The 13,792-nt window shown below is 71.3% G+C and carries 16 protein-coding genes and 1 pseudogene; 10 read left to right on the forward strand and 7 right to left on the reverse strand.

The window, feature by feature from the left end:
- The first annotated feature begins 2 nt into the window (after positions 1 to 2).
- Complete coding sequence (locus AB0D27_RS04410; protein WP_362502345.1) at positions 3 to 158, forward strand: zinc ribbon domain-containing protein; 156 nt, start codon at positions 3 to 5, stop codon at positions 156 to 158.
- 75 nt (positions 159 to 233) lie between these two features.
- Here the strand turns inward: AB0D27_RS04410 and AB0D27_RS04415 are convergent.
- Positions 234 to 548, reverse strand: a pseudogene (locus AB0D27_RS04415) (DUF3626 domain-containing protein); the annotation flags it as partial.
- Between the two features lie 85 nt (positions 549 to 633).
- On the opposite strand from AB0D27_RS04415, the gene AB0D27_RS04420 reads away from it, so the two are divergent.
- Positions 634 to 1,128 carry an FBP domain-containing protein gene (locus AB0D27_RS04420; RefSeq protein WP_362501909.1) on the forward strand — a complete coding sequence of 165 codons (495 nt, stop codon included), beginning with the start codon at positions 634 to 636 and terminating at the stop codon, positions 1,126 to 1,128.
- A 42-nt stretch (positions 1,129 to 1,170) separates the two neighbouring features.
- On the opposite strand, the gene AB0D27_RS04425 is transcribed toward AB0D27_RS04420, so the two are convergent.
- The gene (locus AB0D27_RS04425) at positions 1,171 to 1,542 is read right to left on the reverse strand and encodes a winged helix-turn-helix domain-containing protein (RefSeq protein ID WP_362501911.1); all 372 of its coding nucleotides are present in this window, start codon (positions 1,540 to 1,542) and stop codon (positions 1,171 to 1,173) included.
- A 132-nt stretch (positions 1,543 to 1,674) separates the two neighbouring features.
- Between AB0D27_RS04425 and AB0D27_RS04430 the strand changes: the two genes are divergently transcribed.
- Positions 1,675 to 2,391 carry an ANTAR domain-containing protein gene (locus AB0D27_RS04430; RefSeq protein ID WP_362501913.1) on the forward strand — a complete coding sequence of 239 codons (717 nt, stop codon included), beginning with the start codon at positions 1,675 to 1,677 and terminating at the stop codon, positions 2,389 to 2,391.
- Positions 2,392 to 2,414: 23 nt separating this feature from the next.
- Here the strand turns inward: AB0D27_RS04430 and AB0D27_RS04435 are convergent, their stop codons facing one another.
- Complete coding sequence (locus AB0D27_RS04435; protein WP_362501915.1) at positions 2,415 to 3,413, reverse strand: zinc-binding dehydrogenase; 999 nt, start codon at positions 3,411 to 3,413, stop codon at positions 2,415 to 2,417.
- A gap of 119 nt (positions 3,414 to 3,532) precedes the next feature.
- On the opposite strand from AB0D27_RS04435, the gene AB0D27_RS04440 reads away from it, so the two are divergent.
- Positions 3,533 to 4,153 carry an ABATE domain-containing protein gene (locus AB0D27_RS04440; RefSeq protein ID WP_362501917.1) on the forward strand — a complete coding sequence of 207 codons (621 nt, stop codon included), beginning with the start codon at positions 3,533 to 3,535 and terminating at the stop codon, positions 4,151 to 4,153.
- A gap of 130 nt (positions 4,154 to 4,283) precedes the next feature.
- Here the strand turns inward: AB0D27_RS04440 and AB0D27_RS04445 are convergent, their stop codons facing one another.
- Positions 4,284 to 4,877 carry a TIGR03086 family metal-binding protein gene (locus AB0D27_RS04445; RefSeq protein WP_362501919.1) on the reverse strand — a complete coding sequence of 198 codons (594 nt, stop codon included), beginning with the start codon at positions 4,875 to 4,877 and terminating at the stop codon, positions 4,284 to 4,286.
- 120 nt (positions 4,878 to 4,997) lie between these two features.
- Here AB0D27_RS04445 and AB0D27_RS04450 point away from each other — a divergent pair, with 120 nt between their 5' ends.
- From AB0D27_RS04450 to AB0D27_RS04460, 3 genes are all read left to right on the forward strand, one after another.
- Positions 4,998 to 6,260, forward strand: coding sequence for an aromatic acid exporter family protein (locus AB0D27_RS04450; RefSeq protein WP_362501921.1), 1,263 nt, complete (start codon positions 4,998 to 5,000; stop codon positions 6,258 to 6,260).
- A gap of 83 nt (positions 6,261 to 6,343) precedes the next feature.
- Complete coding sequence (locus AB0D27_RS04455) at positions 6,344 to 7,390, forward strand: hypothetical protein (protein WP_362501923.1); 1,047 nt, start codon at positions 6,344 to 6,346, stop codon at positions 7,388 to 7,390.
- A gap of 114 nt (positions 7,391 to 7,504) precedes the next feature.
- On the forward strand, positions 7,505 to 8,749 hold the full coding sequence (locus AB0D27_RS04460) for a lactonase family protein (RefSeq protein WP_362501925.1): 1,245 nt from the start codon (positions 7,505 to 7,507) through the stop codon (positions 8,747 to 8,749).
- Here AB0D27_RS04460 and AB0D27_RS04465 read toward each other — a convergent pair.
- Complete coding sequence (locus AB0D27_RS04465) at positions 8,717 to 9,442, reverse strand: DUF2470 domain-containing protein (protein WP_362501926.1); 726 nt, start codon at positions 9,440 to 9,442, stop codon at positions 8,717 to 8,719. The two genes, AB0D27_RS04460 and AB0D27_RS04465, sit on opposite strands and share 33 nt — an antisense overlap.
- A gap of 106 nt (positions 9,443 to 9,548) precedes the next feature.
- Positions 9,549 to 10,157, reverse strand: a complete 609-nt coding sequence (locus AB0D27_RS04470) for a TetR/AcrR family transcriptional regulator (RefSeq protein ID WP_362501928.1) — start codon at positions 10,155 to 10,157, stop codon at positions 9,549 to 9,551.
- Between the two features lie 108 nt (positions 10,158 to 10,265).
- Between AB0D27_RS04470 and AB0D27_RS04475 the strand changes: the two genes are divergently transcribed.
- Positions 10,266 to 11,750: a cytochrome P450 gene (locus AB0D27_RS04475; RefSeq protein ID WP_362501930.1), complete on the forward strand. Its 1,485-nt coding sequence runs from the start codon at positions 10,266 to 10,268 to the stop codon at positions 11,748 to 11,750.
- On the opposite strand, the gene AB0D27_RS04480 is transcribed toward AB0D27_RS04475, so the two are convergent.
- Positions 11,712 to 12,557 carry a pentapeptide repeat-containing protein gene (locus AB0D27_RS04480; protein ID WP_362501932.1) on the reverse strand — a complete coding sequence of 282 codons (846 nt, stop codon included), beginning with the start codon at positions 12,555 to 12,557 and terminating at the stop codon, positions 11,712 to 11,714. The two genes, AB0D27_RS04475 and AB0D27_RS04480, sit on opposite strands and share 39 nt — an antisense overlap.
- Before the next feature lie 68 nt (positions 12,558 to 12,625).
- Here AB0D27_RS04480 and AB0D27_RS04485 point away from each other — a divergent pair, with 68 nt between their 5' ends.
- Positions 12,626 to 13,216 carry a TetR/AcrR family transcriptional regulator gene (locus AB0D27_RS04485; protein WP_362501934.1) on the forward strand — a complete coding sequence of 197 codons (591 nt, stop codon included), beginning with the start codon at positions 12,626 to 12,628 and terminating at the stop codon, positions 13,214 to 13,216.
- Positions 13,217 to 13,616: 400 nt separating this feature from the next.
- Positions 13,617 to 13,748: a hypothetical protein gene (locus tag AB0D27_RS04490; protein ID WP_362501936.1), complete on the forward strand. Its 132-nt coding sequence runs from the start codon at positions 13,617 to 13,619 to the stop codon at positions 13,746 to 13,748.
- Positions 13,749 to 13,792 lie beyond the last annotated feature (44 nt).

Raw genomic sequence — 13,792 nt, forward strand, 5'->3', positions numbered from 1 at the left:
ACATCGAGAAGAAGAACCGGGTCGGCCAGGCCCTCTTCATCTGCCGGAAGTGCGGGGTCGTTGCCCACGCCGACCGGAATGCTTCCCACAACATCCCCGCTCGCGGTGAGGCTGTGTGGATTGCGGGACGTGAGTCACGCACCCCAGCACCTTCCTAGGTGTCCGGACGGAGGAGGCCACACCACAGCCAGTGATGCCCTACCTCCAAGCCCGGCCGTTTACGACCGGGTCAAGTTGACGCCGCCGTACACGGGGCGCTCGCCTGGGGGCACGGTGTCGTACACCGCGCCGAAGATCCGACTCTCCCAGAGCCAGCGGTCGCCCCCGGGGTGGGCGGTCAGCCCGCCGTTACTCGTGCCCGTGACGAACTGCGAGCGGTATGCGCCGTCCCGGGCCAGCGCCTGAAGGATCGGGAGCCCGCGCACGAGGCGGTCGGGATGGAAGTTCAGGGTCACGCGCAGCGCGGGATCGACCGCAGGGCCCCGGGAGCGGGCGGCGACATGGTGAAGGGCCCGCTCCTGCGGTGAGCCGCCGTTGCCGAAATCCACTGGCTCTCCCCCGTGAGGCTATGTAACTTAGGCCAAAACCTAGTTGCCCTAGGTTTCGCCGACGAGCCCCAGAAGGACTCCTTCCATGAGATCACTCACTGAGCAGGACATCCGCGACTCGTTCATCAACTGCTCGAAGGGGGAGGCCAAGCGTCTCGCGATACCCCGCGACCTCGACGAACGCCCCTGGCACGACCTGGACTTCCTGGGTTGGCGAGATCCCGGAGCACCCGACCGCAGCTACCTCGTCACCGAGCGGGACGAGCGCCTGATCGGCATCACCCTGCGCTTCCCGCACTCCACACGCGGGTTGCTGCATCGCAGCATGTGCTCGCTGTGCCTGACGACCCACGCCGGCAGCGGCGTCTCGCTCATGACGGCCCGCAAGGCGGGCACGGCGGGCCGCGAGGGCAACTCGGTCGGCGTCTACATATGCGCCGACCTCGCCTGTTCCCTGTACGTACGCGGCAAGAAGGTCCCGCAGTCGGGAAACCGCTTCGAGGAGAGCCTCACGATGGAGCAGCAGATCGCCCGGACCGTGCGGAACCTGTCCGCCTTCCTGGACAAACTCGCGCTCTGAGCCACCGGCGCGCACTCCGCGGTCGGCGAGCGCGCGCGAGCCTCACTGATCGGCCGTGGCCCGGCGGGCGTGTGGCGGCGAACTCTGCAACTGCCGCGGCTGATGGTCGCGTTGCGCGTCGTGCCGGGCCAGCAGACCGAGCAGGTCCGTCACGCTCAGCCCCGCCTCGGCCGGGTGCCGGAGGATGGTTCCCGGTTCGATGCGGTAGGTGTTGGTCCGCCCCTGCCGGGTGTGCGAGAGATAGCCCTCCCGCTCGAGATCGGAAATGATCTTCTGGACCGCGCGCTCGGTGAGTCTGCAGCGCGCCGCCACGTCGCGGATACGGGTGTTGGGATCCTCGGCGATCGTGGCCAGCACCCGGGCGTGGTTGGTGAGGAACGTCCAGCCTGTATGTGTCTCCGGTACTCCGCCCATGGACACAGGATAGGGCGCGGCATTCACGTAAAACAAAGGGTGAAATAAATTTCACGTATCCCTTGACGTGTGAAGCCTTGGGCATGAGCCTGGAAGGGACACAGACAGGCGGATACCTCCGGAGCGGCTGCCATGTCGGAACACACACTTCCCATGCAGTTCGGGGGAGGGGACGCGGTCGTCTGCGCGACGCCGGACGCCACGTCGAGCGGCCGCCCGCCGACGCTGCACATCGAGACGTACCCGGCTTACGACCGCCTGCTCGTCGTGGTGTCCGGCGATCTCGACATCGACACCGACCAGATGCTGCAGCGCACCCTGAGCACCGCCCTCACCCGCTCCGTCAGCGGCCTGGATCTGGATCTGAGCGGTGTGGAGTTCTGCGACTGCTCCGGGCTCAACGTGCTGCTGCGCACGCGTCGGCGGGCCCTGGAGGAAGCCAAGACCGTCGCCATCCGCGCCGCGGGCGCCGCGGTCGGGAAACTGCTCGACCTGACGCACACACGCCCGCTGTTCGCCTGGACCGAGGAGGAGACGCTGTACGACGATGCCGAGGAGGACCTGCGCATCGAACTCGTGCAACTGCGCCGGGCCATGCAGACCCGGCCGATCATCGACCTGGCCCGCGGCGTCCTGATGGCTTCCTTCAGCCTGAGCGCCGAGGACGCCTGGAACGTATTGGTCGCGGTCTCCCAGAACACCAACACCAAGTTGCACCACGTGGCCCAGGACCTGGTGAACAGCGTCAACGGGGAAGCGCTCCCCGAGCCGCTGCAACAGCGACTCGCCGCGGCGGTGGCCCAGCACAGCACGCCGCCGACAGCAGCGTCCTCGGACACCCGGAGGTGAGCCCGGCGCCCGGCAGCCGGGCGTCAGCCGGTGCCGACGGCGAGCACGATCTTGCCCCGGTTGTCGCGCCGCTCCAGGCGCTCGTGGGCGGCCCGTGCCTCAGCCAGCGGGAACACCGTCTCGACCGGCACGCGGTAGGTGCCCGCCGCGACCCGCTCGGCCAGCTCCCGCAGGTCCGGACGGGGGTCGTAGCCGTGGATCTGCAGGTTGGTGAGCTGGAAGCCGAGGATCGAGGCGTTCTTCGGGTAGAAATCGCGGGTGTCGACGGTGCTCGTCTCCAGCGCGACATTGGCGAGCGCGACCACCCGCCCGCCGTGCGCGATCTCGCGCAGGCTGCGGGCGAAGGCACGGCCACCGACGGTGTCGAGCACGACGTCGGCGCCGCGTCCCCCGGTCAGCCGCAGCACCTCCTCGACCTCCGCGTCGTCGGGGTGCACGGACGTGTCGAGGGTGACGTGGGCGCCAAGACCGGCGGCCCAGGCGGTCTTCTCGGGTGAACCGGCGACCGCGATGACGCGTGCTCCGGCCTCGGCGGCGATCTGCACGGCCGCACTGCCGACCCCGCTCGCCGCGGCCTTCACCACCACGGTGTCGTCCTTGGTCACCTTGGCCAGGTGACGCAGGCAGTACCAGGCGGAGAGCCAGGCCACGGGCAGGGTCGCGGCCTCAGTCAAGTCCACACCGTCCGGCAGGACGGTCACCTGCCCGGCCGGCACGACGGCCAACTCGGCATAGAAACCGGGGGCGTTCACGCCGTCCACGGCCATGACCCGCTGCCCGACACCGATGCCGGTCACCCCCTCCCCCACCGCCGCGACGACTCCGGCGGCCTCGACGCCCGGGATCAGCGGCGGCCGTCCGGCTCTGTGGTAGACGCCGGCACGGATCAGCGCGTCCGCCCTGTTCACGCCCGCCGCCGCGACCCGCATCAGCACCTGACCGGGCCCCGCGACGGGGTCGGGCACCTCCACCGGCACCAGCACCTCGGGGCCGCCGAACTCATCGATCCGCACCACACGCATTCCCGTACCCGCTCTCTCGTGGACACACCGGTTCACGCGGTGCCGCAAGGCGACACCAGTTGAAGTGGTGTCACTCTGCGACACTGCATGAACTGGTGTCAAGGCGATACACTCCGGCCATGCCCGCCGCTCCCGCCCCCTCCCCCGAGCCGACGACGGCCTTCCCGTTCATCGGTGGACGCCCCTGTCTCGACTTCGTCGCCACACTCGGCAAACGACACGCCACTCCCCTCGAACGGCTCCCCGACCCCGGCGCCCTGGCCCGCTGGATCGACGAGGCGGGTCTGCGCGCGGCGGCGGACGAGGCACCGCCGCGGGTCACCAAGGGCGACCTGGCATACGCCCGCATCCTGCGCGAGGCCCTCTACCGCCTCGTACGGGCGGCGATGGCCGGGGACACCCCGGATCCGGCCGATGTCGAACGGGCCAACGAAGCGGCCGCGCGCCCCGATCTCGCTCCCCAGCTCGCCGAGCCGGACACCGGCCCCCACCCGTCCCTTCGCTGGACGGCCGCCCATCCCGGACCCGCCGCGCTGGCGACGGTGGCCCGGGACGCCGTCCTCCTGGTCGGCGGCCCGCTGGCAGCCAGGGTCAAGGAGTGCGCAGGCCCCGACTGCTCCCTGCTCTTCCTGGACGACTCTCAGGCACGCCGGCGCCGTTGGTGCTCCATGGACCGCTGCGGCAACCTCGCGAAGGTGGCCGGCTACCGGTCTCGCAGCCGCGCCGCCTCCACCCGGTGAAGGTGGATCAGGAGCGGTGCCGTTTCATGATCCGAGGCTCCCGCGCGGGATACCCCGCGGACCATCCGGCAGGCCGCACACCGAGCCCGGGGAAACCCCGCTGTGGTTTTCCCCAGACTCCCGCCGGGCCTCAGGTGGCGGTGGGCGTCCAGTGCGGGTCCCGGCCGAGGAAGGCGAGCAGCGCCGGCGACCGGCCGGCGCCGGCCGGCACCTCGCGGGCGGCGGCGAACACGCCGAAGGCGTCGCGGAGATGGTCGGCGAGCCGCTCGGCCGCGAGCCAGATGCCGTCGGCCAGCTCCTCCTCCAGTGGTGCGTCCTGGCCCGTGGCGACGGCGATGTCCCAGGCGTGCACCGCCGCGTCCATGGCGCCCGCGGCGGCTGCGAGGCGCGGCGGCAGCGGCCCCAGCGGGGTCGCCACCTCCTGTGCGTCGGCGGGCAGCCGCGCGTACATGTCCGCGACCTCCCGCAGCGCCTTCTCCAGCGCCTGCGCGTCGGCCGCCGGCGCGTCGGCGGGCTGGAAGGGGTCCGAGTCGGGCCACCCCGCACCGCTGATCGCGGCGCCGTAGGCCTGCTGATCGAGTCGCGCGTGGTTGAGGACCTGGCGTACGGTCCACTCACTGCACGGCGTCGGCACTCCCCAGGCCCCCTCCGGCACGGACGCGGCCACCTCGAGCAGGTAGCTGTGGGCGCGCGTCAGCAGTTCGATGCCCTCGACACTGCTCATCCTGGTCCCCTCCTGGTGCCTTGCGGCTGAGCTGATGAGAACAATCTAGGGTCGCTTGCGGACAGATACGGTCCTCAAGGAAGACGTTCGGTACACCTGTGGAACGGGAAAACCCCAAGGATGCAAGAGGTACGTGAGGAGTGGGCGACGTCCGTCGCCCAGTTCGTGAAGCGACGCCGGGAACCCGTGGTCGTCCAGACGCTCAGGTCGACGGCCGCCGCGACGATCGCGTACGTCATCGCCGTGCACCTCAGTCCCGAGCCCGCGCCGCTCACCGCGCCGCTGACCGCGCTGCTGGTCGTCCAGGTCACGCTGTACGCCACGATCACCACCGGCGTCCGGCGGGTGAACTCCGTGGTGGCCGGTGTCGTCATCGCCATCGGTTTCAGCAGCCTCGTCGGTCTGACCTGGTGGAGTCTTGGCCTGATCATCCTTGCGTCACTGGCCGTGGGACATCTCGTACGCGTCAGCGAGTTCGTGCCCGAGGTGGCGATCAGCGCCATGCTGGTCCTCGGCGTCACCAGGGTGGGCGACACCGCGTGGGCCCGGGTGCTGGAAACCCTGATCGGGGCGGTCGTGGGTCTTGGCGCCAACGTCGTGTTCCCGCCTCCGGTGTGGATCGGCGAGGCGGGTCAGTCCATCGAGGACATGGCGCGCCGGATGCGGCAGTTGATGCTGCGGATCGGCGAGGAGGCCGCGGGGCGCACCCCCTTCCATTTGGCGGCCGCGCGACTGCACGAGGCGCGCCGCCTCGACCACGACATCGTGGAGGTGGACGCGGCGCTGCGGCAGGCCGAGGACAGTCTGAAGCTCAACCCGCGCGTACGGGAGGGACTGCTGCACCGGGTCGTGCTGCGCACCGGCCTGGACACGCTGGAGATCTGCACCGTCGTCCTGCGCGTCCTGGCGCGCAGCCTCACCGACCTCGCCAAGGAGCGCGAACCGGAGCCGCTGTTCGATCCGCAGGCCGGAGCCGTGCTGGAGCAGCTGCTGTCCGAGGTGGCCGACGCGATCGTCAGCTTCGCCGTCCTGGTGACCACCGACGTGAGCCAGAGCGCCGCGTCGGCCGAGGAGCGGCTCAGCGCGGAACTCGGCACGGCCGCGGCCACCCGCGACAAGCTGGCCCAGCTGTTCCTCGAAGAGGTGCAGCGGGACGCCCGTCAGTGGCAACTGCACGGCGCCGTCCTGAGCGAGGTCAACCGGATCATCGACGAGCTGGACACCGAGCACCGTACCCGCCGGCTCCTGGAGGAGCTGGACCGCTGCACCCGCGAGGAACGCGAACGCCGACCGCGCCTCACCCGCCTGCGGCAACAGGTGCGCGTCCCCGCGCGGCTGCGCCGCCGGCGGAACCGTCCCGCCGCTTCTCGTCGTTCTACCTGAGGAAGTCGTTCCATCCGAGGGAGCGGCACGGCGGCGAGGAAGCGGTACGCCGTCGACAGGGCGACACGACGAGGGGCGGGCGGATGACCGAGGGCACCGTGCGGATCGACGGGAACACACTGCGGCTGCCGGGCGAGGTGCGGGTGCGGTTCATCCGGACCCTGCGGCTGCCCGAGACGGGCACCCACGCGCTGCCTCCGGGCCTCGGCGAGTTCCCGATACGCCGCGTCGAGGACTACGCGGACACGGTGCCCGCCGCATGGCGGGCACGCGGCGGTGTGATGCTGCCGGTGTATCTGCGCGAGGCGATGTGGCTGAGTTTCGGCGGCACCTCGCAACCGGCCGCCCTGCAGGTCGGCGTGGGCAAGGTGTGCGCGGTCTCCGGCAAGCCGTGGAGTTCCCGGCTCAGCAGGGATCCGCAGAACTATGTGGTGCTGCCACGCCAGCCGTGGCTCGACGGCATCAACTCCGGGAAGGGCACGGTCCGCCAGTTCGTTGCCGTGCCTCTCGGGCTGGGTGCCACGGTCGAGGGCCAGGTCACCGGCGAGGAGGTGTGGGGCGGCGTACAGCTGCAGTCCTTCCCGCTCAACGACACCGAGCTGGCCGCCTGGCGCGAGGCCGAGCGCCGCAGGGCGGAGGAACGACACGAGATGACGCTGTCGGCGGGCGGCTATGGCGCCGCGTTTCCCATGGCCGCCGCGCCTGCGGCCCCCGGGGCCGCTCCGGCAGGCGGAGGCGCGCGCAGCGCCCCGGCGATGGGTCTCGGCGTCGGCGGTTCGATGCGCCAGGAGGTCTACCGGGACGACCGGCCGCTCAGGGCCTGGACCAAGGAGCCGGCCGGACGCGTGTTCGTCCATCTCGTGACGCCTCCGGAGTGGCGCCGCATCACCGGCGAGGCACCCCCGCCCTCCCCCGTGGACCGCGCCGCCTACACCCGGGCCGGGCTCCCCTGGTTCGACTACTACGACCAGGACGCCACGGATCTGACCCCCACGGACACGCTGGGCTCGGTGCGACCGGTCGGCGACTGGCTGGGCGACGACCACGAGCCCTGGCAGCAGCCCGCACCCGGCCAGGTGAAACCGCTCGGGGACGCGCCCGGCAAGCCGGTCGAGGACGGTGACTGGTAAGCGCGGAAGAGGCGTTGCACGAGGTGCAACGCGCGTTGCCGGTCTTGCGTTTCGCGGGTGCCGCACGCCAAGGTGGCTGTCACGGCTGAGGCAACCGACACCCGAGGTGCAGGCATGAGCAGTGGGGCGAAACCGGCGCGAGGCTCGGGCGGCGGCTGGACCAGGCGCCGCTTCGTCGGCGCGCTGGCGGGAGCCGCCGCGGTGACCGCGGTCCCGGCACCGGCCGCCCCGACGGCTGACCCCGCGGCACCCGCGCCGGCGCCTGCGGGTGACCCCGCGGCACCCGCGCCGGCGTCTGCGGGGCCCTCCCCGTCCCCGGCGCACCGCTCGGGCCCCCGCCCGCTGTACCTCGGTACCTACACCTCGGTCGAGGGCGGCGGCACGGGGATCGGCCTCGCCACGTACGACCCCACGACGGGCCGCATCACCGCTGCGGGCACCGTCACGGGCGTCGGTGACCCGTCGTATCTCGCGGCGCATCCCGACGGCCGCACGCTGTACGCCGTCAATGAGCGGGACGAGGGTGGGGTGACGGCCGTACGACTCCAGAAGAACAAGGTGCTCGGCACGCGCGGCACCGGGGGCGCGGGCCCCTGCCATCTGTCCGTGCACCCGGGCGGGCGCTGGCTGCTGAGCGCGAACTACGGCTCGGGCAGCGTCGCGGTGCATCCCATCGACGCCTCGGGCGCGCTCGGCGAGCGCACCGATCTGGTCACGCACTCCAGTCCGGCGCCCGGCCCGGGTCAACAGGGCCCGCACGCACACCAGTTCCTCACCAGCCCCGACGGCGGCCATGTACTCGCCGTCGATCTGGGCACCGACACCGTCTACACCTACCGCCTCGACCAGTCCCAGGGCACGCTCACCGAGGTGTCCCAGGCGCATACGCGGCCGGGCGCGGGCCCCCGCCATCTCACGTTCCATCCCGGCGGGCGTTTCGCCTATCTCGCCAACGAGGTCGACAACAGCGCGGTGGTCTGCGGCTACGACCCGGCCACCGGGCGGCTCACTCCGGGCGATCCGCAGTCCACGGGCACGGGTGCGGGGACGAGTTACCCGGCGCAGTTCCTGGTGACGTCGAACGGGTCGTACGCCTATCTCGCCAACCGCGGCCACAACAGTCTGACGCGCTACGCGATCGAGGCGGACGGCGCCCGGCTGAAGTTGCTGGACACGGTGCCGGTGGCCGGTGACTTCCCACGCCAGATCGCGTTCTCACCGGACGGGCGACTGCTGTTCGCGGCGAATCAGAAGTCGAGCACCGTCAGCGTCTTCCACATCGACGGCGAAAGCGGCGAACTCCGGCTCGCGGGCGAGCCGTTCGCCTCACCGGTCGCCGTCTGTGCGCTGCCGCTGTAGCGACCGTGGGCAGGCGGCGGTGCTCGCCTGCGTGAGCAGCATGTGCATGCGTTCCGTGAGCGCGGCGACATCGTCGGCGGGTGCGTGGAAGGGCAGGCGTACGTCACCGTCGCCGCGTGCCCGCTCGATGCGGAGTGTGAGTCCGTGGCGGTCGACGGCGAGCGGCTGGACGCGCACCGCGCCGTGCAGGCTGTCCGGTTCGACGAAGCGGGTGAGCCGCTCGACCGCGTCCGGGTGGGCATCGGCGAGATGGGCGAGCAGCTGGGCCTCGGCGGTGGCGAGCGGATCGGGCCCGGCGTCGGCGAACTCGTCGAGCTCGACCACGACAGCCCCGGAGGGCCGGCGCAGCACCACGCGCGTCGGCCGGAACGCCAGGTGCCCGTCCCCGGGGACGAACCAGCCGGCGAGCCACAGCCGGGCGCGGATACGGTTGCGCAGGGGAACGGGCGCGACATCGGCGAACTCGAGGATGGCGGACGGCTCGCCGCGCGGGGCGCAGACCGCGGCCGCGAGCAGCGCGCTGTCCTCCGGCACGTGCAGGAGCACCCGGCCGTCCGCGGCGACGGTGTGCGCGCCGACGAACTCCTCCCGGCCGCCCTCCGCGGCCACCGCGCAGGACCATGCCGTGGCGAGCACCGAGCGGGCGTGCTCCGCCGCGGCGGGCGCGGCCGTCCAGGTGTGACGGTCACCCATCAGCTTCCTCCTTAGGTAAGGCTTGCCTAACCTATCGAAGATCCGGCTGTACGCCAACCACGCCTCGCCCATCTATGAGGACCCTGTCGGCCTCCGCGCACCCCGTTCAGGGCGTGATCGCGCCCAACAGCGCCCGCGCGCACAGATCACGCACCTGCTCACGGCTCAGTTCCGCGCCCCTGAGCCACTCCAGACACACGGCCGTGGTGAAGGCCAGCCATCCGCGGACGGCGATCCGGAGTTCCGGGCGGCCCTCGGGCGCCCACCCGAGCTCGGGATCCGCCGCGAGCGCCTCGAGGATCTGCCCTTCCTGCGCCGCGAGCGCCTGCCGGTAGACCTTGCGTACGGCCTGGTCGCCCGCCGCGTCGGCGCGATGGAAGGCGCGGAAGCCGTGCGCGTGCTCCTCGACGTAGCCGAGGAAGGTGTCGAGGCCCGCACCGAGCTGCTCACGCACCGGAATGCCGGGCACCGCCGCGGTCATCCGCAGCATCCGCTTGCTCTCGCGCTCGACGACGGCCGCGAAGAAGTCCCGCTTCGTCGGGAAGTAGTGGTACAGCAGCCCGCGCGAGACTCCGGCGATCTCGGCGACCCGCTCGATCCACACGTCGTCGTACGGACTCTCCGAGAACAGGCAGGCTCCGACGGACAGGAGCTGCTCCCTGCGCTCTTCCGTGCTGAGCCGCCGACGCGCGCGTTCCTCCTGCTTCCCGGCCATGCCCGCACTTTACTTGACGCCGGTTCAACAGCGGGACCAGACTGAACCCCGTTATTGAACCCGCGTACAACAGAGTCAATCCGGCCCGAATACAAGGGAGATGGCGCCATGGCGGAGACGACGGAGGCCGCGCTGCCCAAGGGGTTCCGCAGCGCGGAACTGGGCTGGCCCGAGCTGCGGCGCATCCCGCATCCGCCGCGCCGGGTCCCGCTGATCGGTGATGTGCTCGGGGCGAGCGTCCGTTCGCCCGTGCAGGACTCGATGCGCTTCGGGCACCGGCTCGGGCCGGTCTTCCGGCGCAAGGCCTTCGGCAAGGAGATCGTCTTCGTCTGGGGCGCCGACCTCGCGGCCGAGCTGGCGGACGAGTCGCGGTTCGCCAAGCACGTCGGCCTTGGGGTCGCCAATCTCCGGCCGGTGGCCGGGGACGGACTGTTCACGGCGTACAACCACGAGCCCAACTGGCAGCTGGCGCACGACGTCCTGGCCCCCGGCTTCAGCCGCGAGGCCATGGCGGGCTACCACCCGATGATGCTGGCCGTGACCGCGCGCCTGACGGACCGCTGGGACCGGGAGCAGGCGGCGGGGCGCGCCGTGGACGTGCCCGGTGACATGACGAAACTGACCCTGGAGACGATCGCCAGGACCGGCTTCGGCCATGACTTCGACTCCTTCGAGCGCGCCCGTCCGCATCCCTTCGTGAGCGCGATGGTGGGGACACTGACCTACGCCCAGCGCCTCAACATCGTCCCCGCGCCGCTGGCTCCGCTGCTGCTGCGCGGTGCGTCCCGCCGCAACGCGGCCGACATGGCGTATCTCAACCGCACGGTCGACGCGGTGGTGGCCACCCGCCAGTCCGCGAGCGGGGAAGGGGACCTGCTCGATCGCATGCTGGAGACCGTCCACCCGGACACCGGGGAGCGGCTGGCGCCGGAGAACATCCGCCGCCAGGTCATCACCTTCCTGATCGCCGGCCACGAGACCACGTCCGGCGCGCTGTCCTTCGCCCTGCACTACCTCTCCCGGCACCCGGACGTCGCCGCCCGCGCCCGGGCCGAGATCGACCGCGTCTGGGGCGACACCGACCGGCCCGGCTACGACCAGGTCGCCAAGCTGCGCTACGTGCGCCGGGTCCTCGACGAGTCGCTGCGCCTGTGGCCGACGGCGCCGGCCTTCGCCCGCGAGGCACGCCAGGACACCGTCCTGGGCGGCGTCCACCCGATGCGGCAGGGAGCGTGGGCGCTGGTCCTGACGTCGATGCTGCACCGGGACCCGGACGTCTGGGGCGCCGACGCCGAGAGGTTCGACCCGGACCGTTTCGACGCGAAGGCGGTACGTGCCCGGCCCGCGCACACCTTCAAGCCGTTCGGCACCGGGGCGCGGGCCTGCATCGGCCGCCAGTTCGCGCTGCACGAGGCGACGCTGGTCCTCGGGCTGCTGCTGCGGCGCTACGAGTTGCGGCCCGAACCGGCGTACCGGCTGCGCGTCGCCGAGCGGCTGACGTTGATACCGGAGGGCCTGCGCCTGCACCTCGAACGCCGCGCACCCACACCGGACTCAGCGCTGGTCCACCCAGCGGCCCGGACGGGTGACTGACTCCGGAAGCCTGGTGCCGGCGCTGCCGCGGGCAGCGTTCAGCTGGGGCTGAGTCAGGAAGAACGCGCCGGTCAGATCGGCATCCGTAAGGTCGGTGTCCCGCAGGTCGGCGCCGATCAGGTCAGCGCCGCGCAGATCGGCGCCGGTCAGGTCGGCGGCGATCAGGTACGCGCCACGCAGGCTGGCGCCCCGCAGGTCGGCTCCCTTGAGCCGGGCGCCCATCAGGTCGGCGCCCCGGCGGTCCTTCTTCTTTCCCCGGCCTGCTCCCGCCCGTACGAGCTCGCTGGTCTGCAACAACAGCACATTGATCTCCTGGCGATGCGCGTCCACGTCCAACTCGCCCAGTTCTTCCGGGGTTTGGCGGGTGAGCCGCTCCGTCTTGTCGAGTGCGCGGCGGACGTCGGCGTGCACCGGGCGGGCCGCCGGGAGCGTCAGCGCCTCGTTCAGATACCAGAGCAGCTCGTGGAGCCGGCGTACGACCGGGAACACGTCGAACATCTGCCGGGCGCGCTCCCGCGACCCCGAGTGCCAGTCCTGGCCGCCGAAGGTGACCTGGGAGACCTTCTGGCCGGCGCCGAAGCAGTCGTACACGGTGCAGCCGGTGAAGCCCTTCTGGCGCAGCTGGGTGTGGATTGCGCAGCGGGAGTCCGCCTCGAGGTTCGGGCAGGGCTTTCCGGCAGCCTTGTCGATCGCGAAGTCCGTCGAGCGGGTGAAGGGCAGTGCGACGCAGCACAGCCCGAAGCACTGACCGCAGTCCGCCCGCAGCTCGGAGCGCCGGTCCTGGGCTGTTCCGCTGTCTTCTCGCATGGCCCCCAGCCTACTGAGCCGGTGCCCTGCCCTGAACCATCATCGAACCGGTCGGTACCATCTCATCCATGCCCGTACCGAAGGGGACGTCCCTCGACCCGGACCGCACCCGCGCGACACTCCTGGCATCGGCGACCGAGATCCTCTACGAGCGCGGACTCGACGGAGTCGGCGTGGCCGAGCTGTGCCGCGCGGTCGGCGCGTCGAAGGAGACGCTCTATCGCCACTTCGGCTCCAAGGACGGACTTGTCGAAGCGGTGCTCGGCGCCCGCAGTGACCGAGTCGTGCACTGGCTGACCGCCGCGGTCGACTCCGCGGGCCCTGATCCGGCGGCCCAACTCACCGCACTCTTCGACGCGTTGGGCGACTGGTACCGGGAACCCCGTTTCCGTGGCTGCGCGATCCTCAACGCCGCCACCCAGCGGCATGCCCCACCGGCCCGTACGGTGGCCGACCGCCATCTCGGCCGCTACCGGGAGCTGCTGACGGGTATCGCCCAGCGCGCCGGCGCGCCCGAACCGGCCCGCCTCGGCCGGCAGTTGCTGATCCTCCTCGAAGGCGCCACGGTCGTCGCCGACCACCACGACCCGGAGAGCCACGCCGCCGAGGACGCCAAACACGCGGCACTCGCCCTTCTCGACCGATCGGTCCGGAGGTGACGACGGACATCCACGGCTTCACCACACCCGGTTTCGAAGCAGCGGCGGAGGTCTTCGCCCGCAACTTCACGGAGCACGAGGAGACGGGCGCCGCGTTCGCCGCGGACCGGGACGGGGAACGCGTCGTGGGCCTGTGGGCGGTACGGCCGACCCGCACAGCGGCACACCCTGGCGCGCCGGCACAAATGATCAAGAATTGCCAACAAAACCGCAGGCACCTGAAGATCTACAGCCTCAGCCGGCTCGGGGTTCCCACAGGTCACAGCAGTGTTGGCGTTCCCGGCCGTCGTCGCAGGCGGGACTACGATCCGGCCATTGCCTCCATAGATCGCGGCATCGCTCCCAATCACCGCACCGCACCGATCTCCGGGCCTACCTGGCTGATCATCCCGGCGCGACCATGGACGAGATCGCCGCCGCCATCTTCCCCGGCAAGATCACCGGCCCGTCCCGGGTGACGGTGATCCTCGGGGTCCTGCGCGGCCAGTGCCATGCGCGGTCCGAGGACGGCCGGTGGTACCCGGCGGGCTGACCAAGATCTCCTCGGAGATCAATTGACCAACTGGTCCTGAATCG

Source organism: Streptomyces sp. NPDC048415 (assembly GCF_040651675.1).
GTDB lineage: Bacteria > Actinomycetota > Actinomycetes > Streptomycetales > Streptomycetaceae > Streptomyces.

Coding starts and splice junctions, on each gene's coding strand:
- AB0D27_RS04420 (WP_362501909.1), top strand. CDS start 634: ATGAGATCACTCACTGAGCAGGACATCCGCGACTCGTTCATCAACTGC.
- AB0D27_RS04425 (WP_362501911.1), bottom strand. CDS start 1,542: ATGGGCGGAGTACCGGAGACACATACAGGCTGGACGTTCCTCACCAAC.
- AB0D27_RS04430 (WP_362501913.1), top strand. CDS start 1,675: ATGTCGGAACACACACTTCCCATGCAGTTCGGGGGAGGGGACGCGGTC.
- AB0D27_RS04435 (WP_362501915.1), bottom strand. CDS start 3,413: ATGCGTGTGGTGCGGATCGATGAGTTCGGCGGCCCCGAGGTGCTGGTG.
- AB0D27_RS04440 (WP_362501917.1), top strand. CDS start 3,533: ATGCCCGCCGCTCCCGCCCCCTCCCCCGAGCCGACGACGGCCTTCCCG.
- AB0D27_RS04445 (WP_362501919.1), bottom strand. CDS start 4,877: ATGAGCAGTGTCGAGGGCATCGAACTGCTGACGCGCGCCCACAGCTAC.
- AB0D27_RS04450 (WP_362501921.1), top strand. CDS start 4,998: ATGCAAGAGGTACGTGAGGAGTGGGCGACGTCCGTCGCCCAGTTCGTG.
- AB0D27_RS04455 (WP_362501923.1), top strand. CDS start 6,344: ATGACCGAGGGCACCGTGCGGATCGACGGGAACACACTGCGGCTGCCG.
- AB0D27_RS04460 (WP_362501925.1), top strand. CDS start 7,505: ATGAGCAGTGGGGCGAAACCGGCGCGAGGCTCGGGCGGCGGCTGGACC.
- AB0D27_RS04465 (WP_362501926.1), bottom strand. CDS start 9,442: ATGGGTGACCGTCACACCTGGACGGCCGCGCCCGCCGCGGCGGAGCAC.
- AB0D27_RS04470 (WP_362501928.1), bottom strand. CDS start 10,157: ATGGCCGGGAAGCAGGAGGAACGCGCGCGTCGGCGGCTCAGCACGGAA.
- AB0D27_RS04475 (WP_362501930.1), top strand. CDS start 10,266: ATGGCGGAGACGACGGAGGCCGCGCTGCCCAAGGGGTTCCGCAGCGCG.
- AB0D27_RS04480 (WP_362501932.1), bottom strand. CDS start 12,557: ATGCGAGAAGACAGCGGAACAGCCCAGGACCGGCGCTCCGAGCTGCGG.
- AB0D27_RS04485 (WP_362501934.1), top strand. CDS start 12,626: ATGCCCGTACCGAAGGGGACGTCCCTCGACCCGGACCGCACCCGCGCG.
- AB0D27_RS04490 (WP_362501936.1), top strand. CDS start 13,617: ATGGACGAGATCGCCGCCGCCATCTTCCCCGGCAAGATCACCGGCCCG.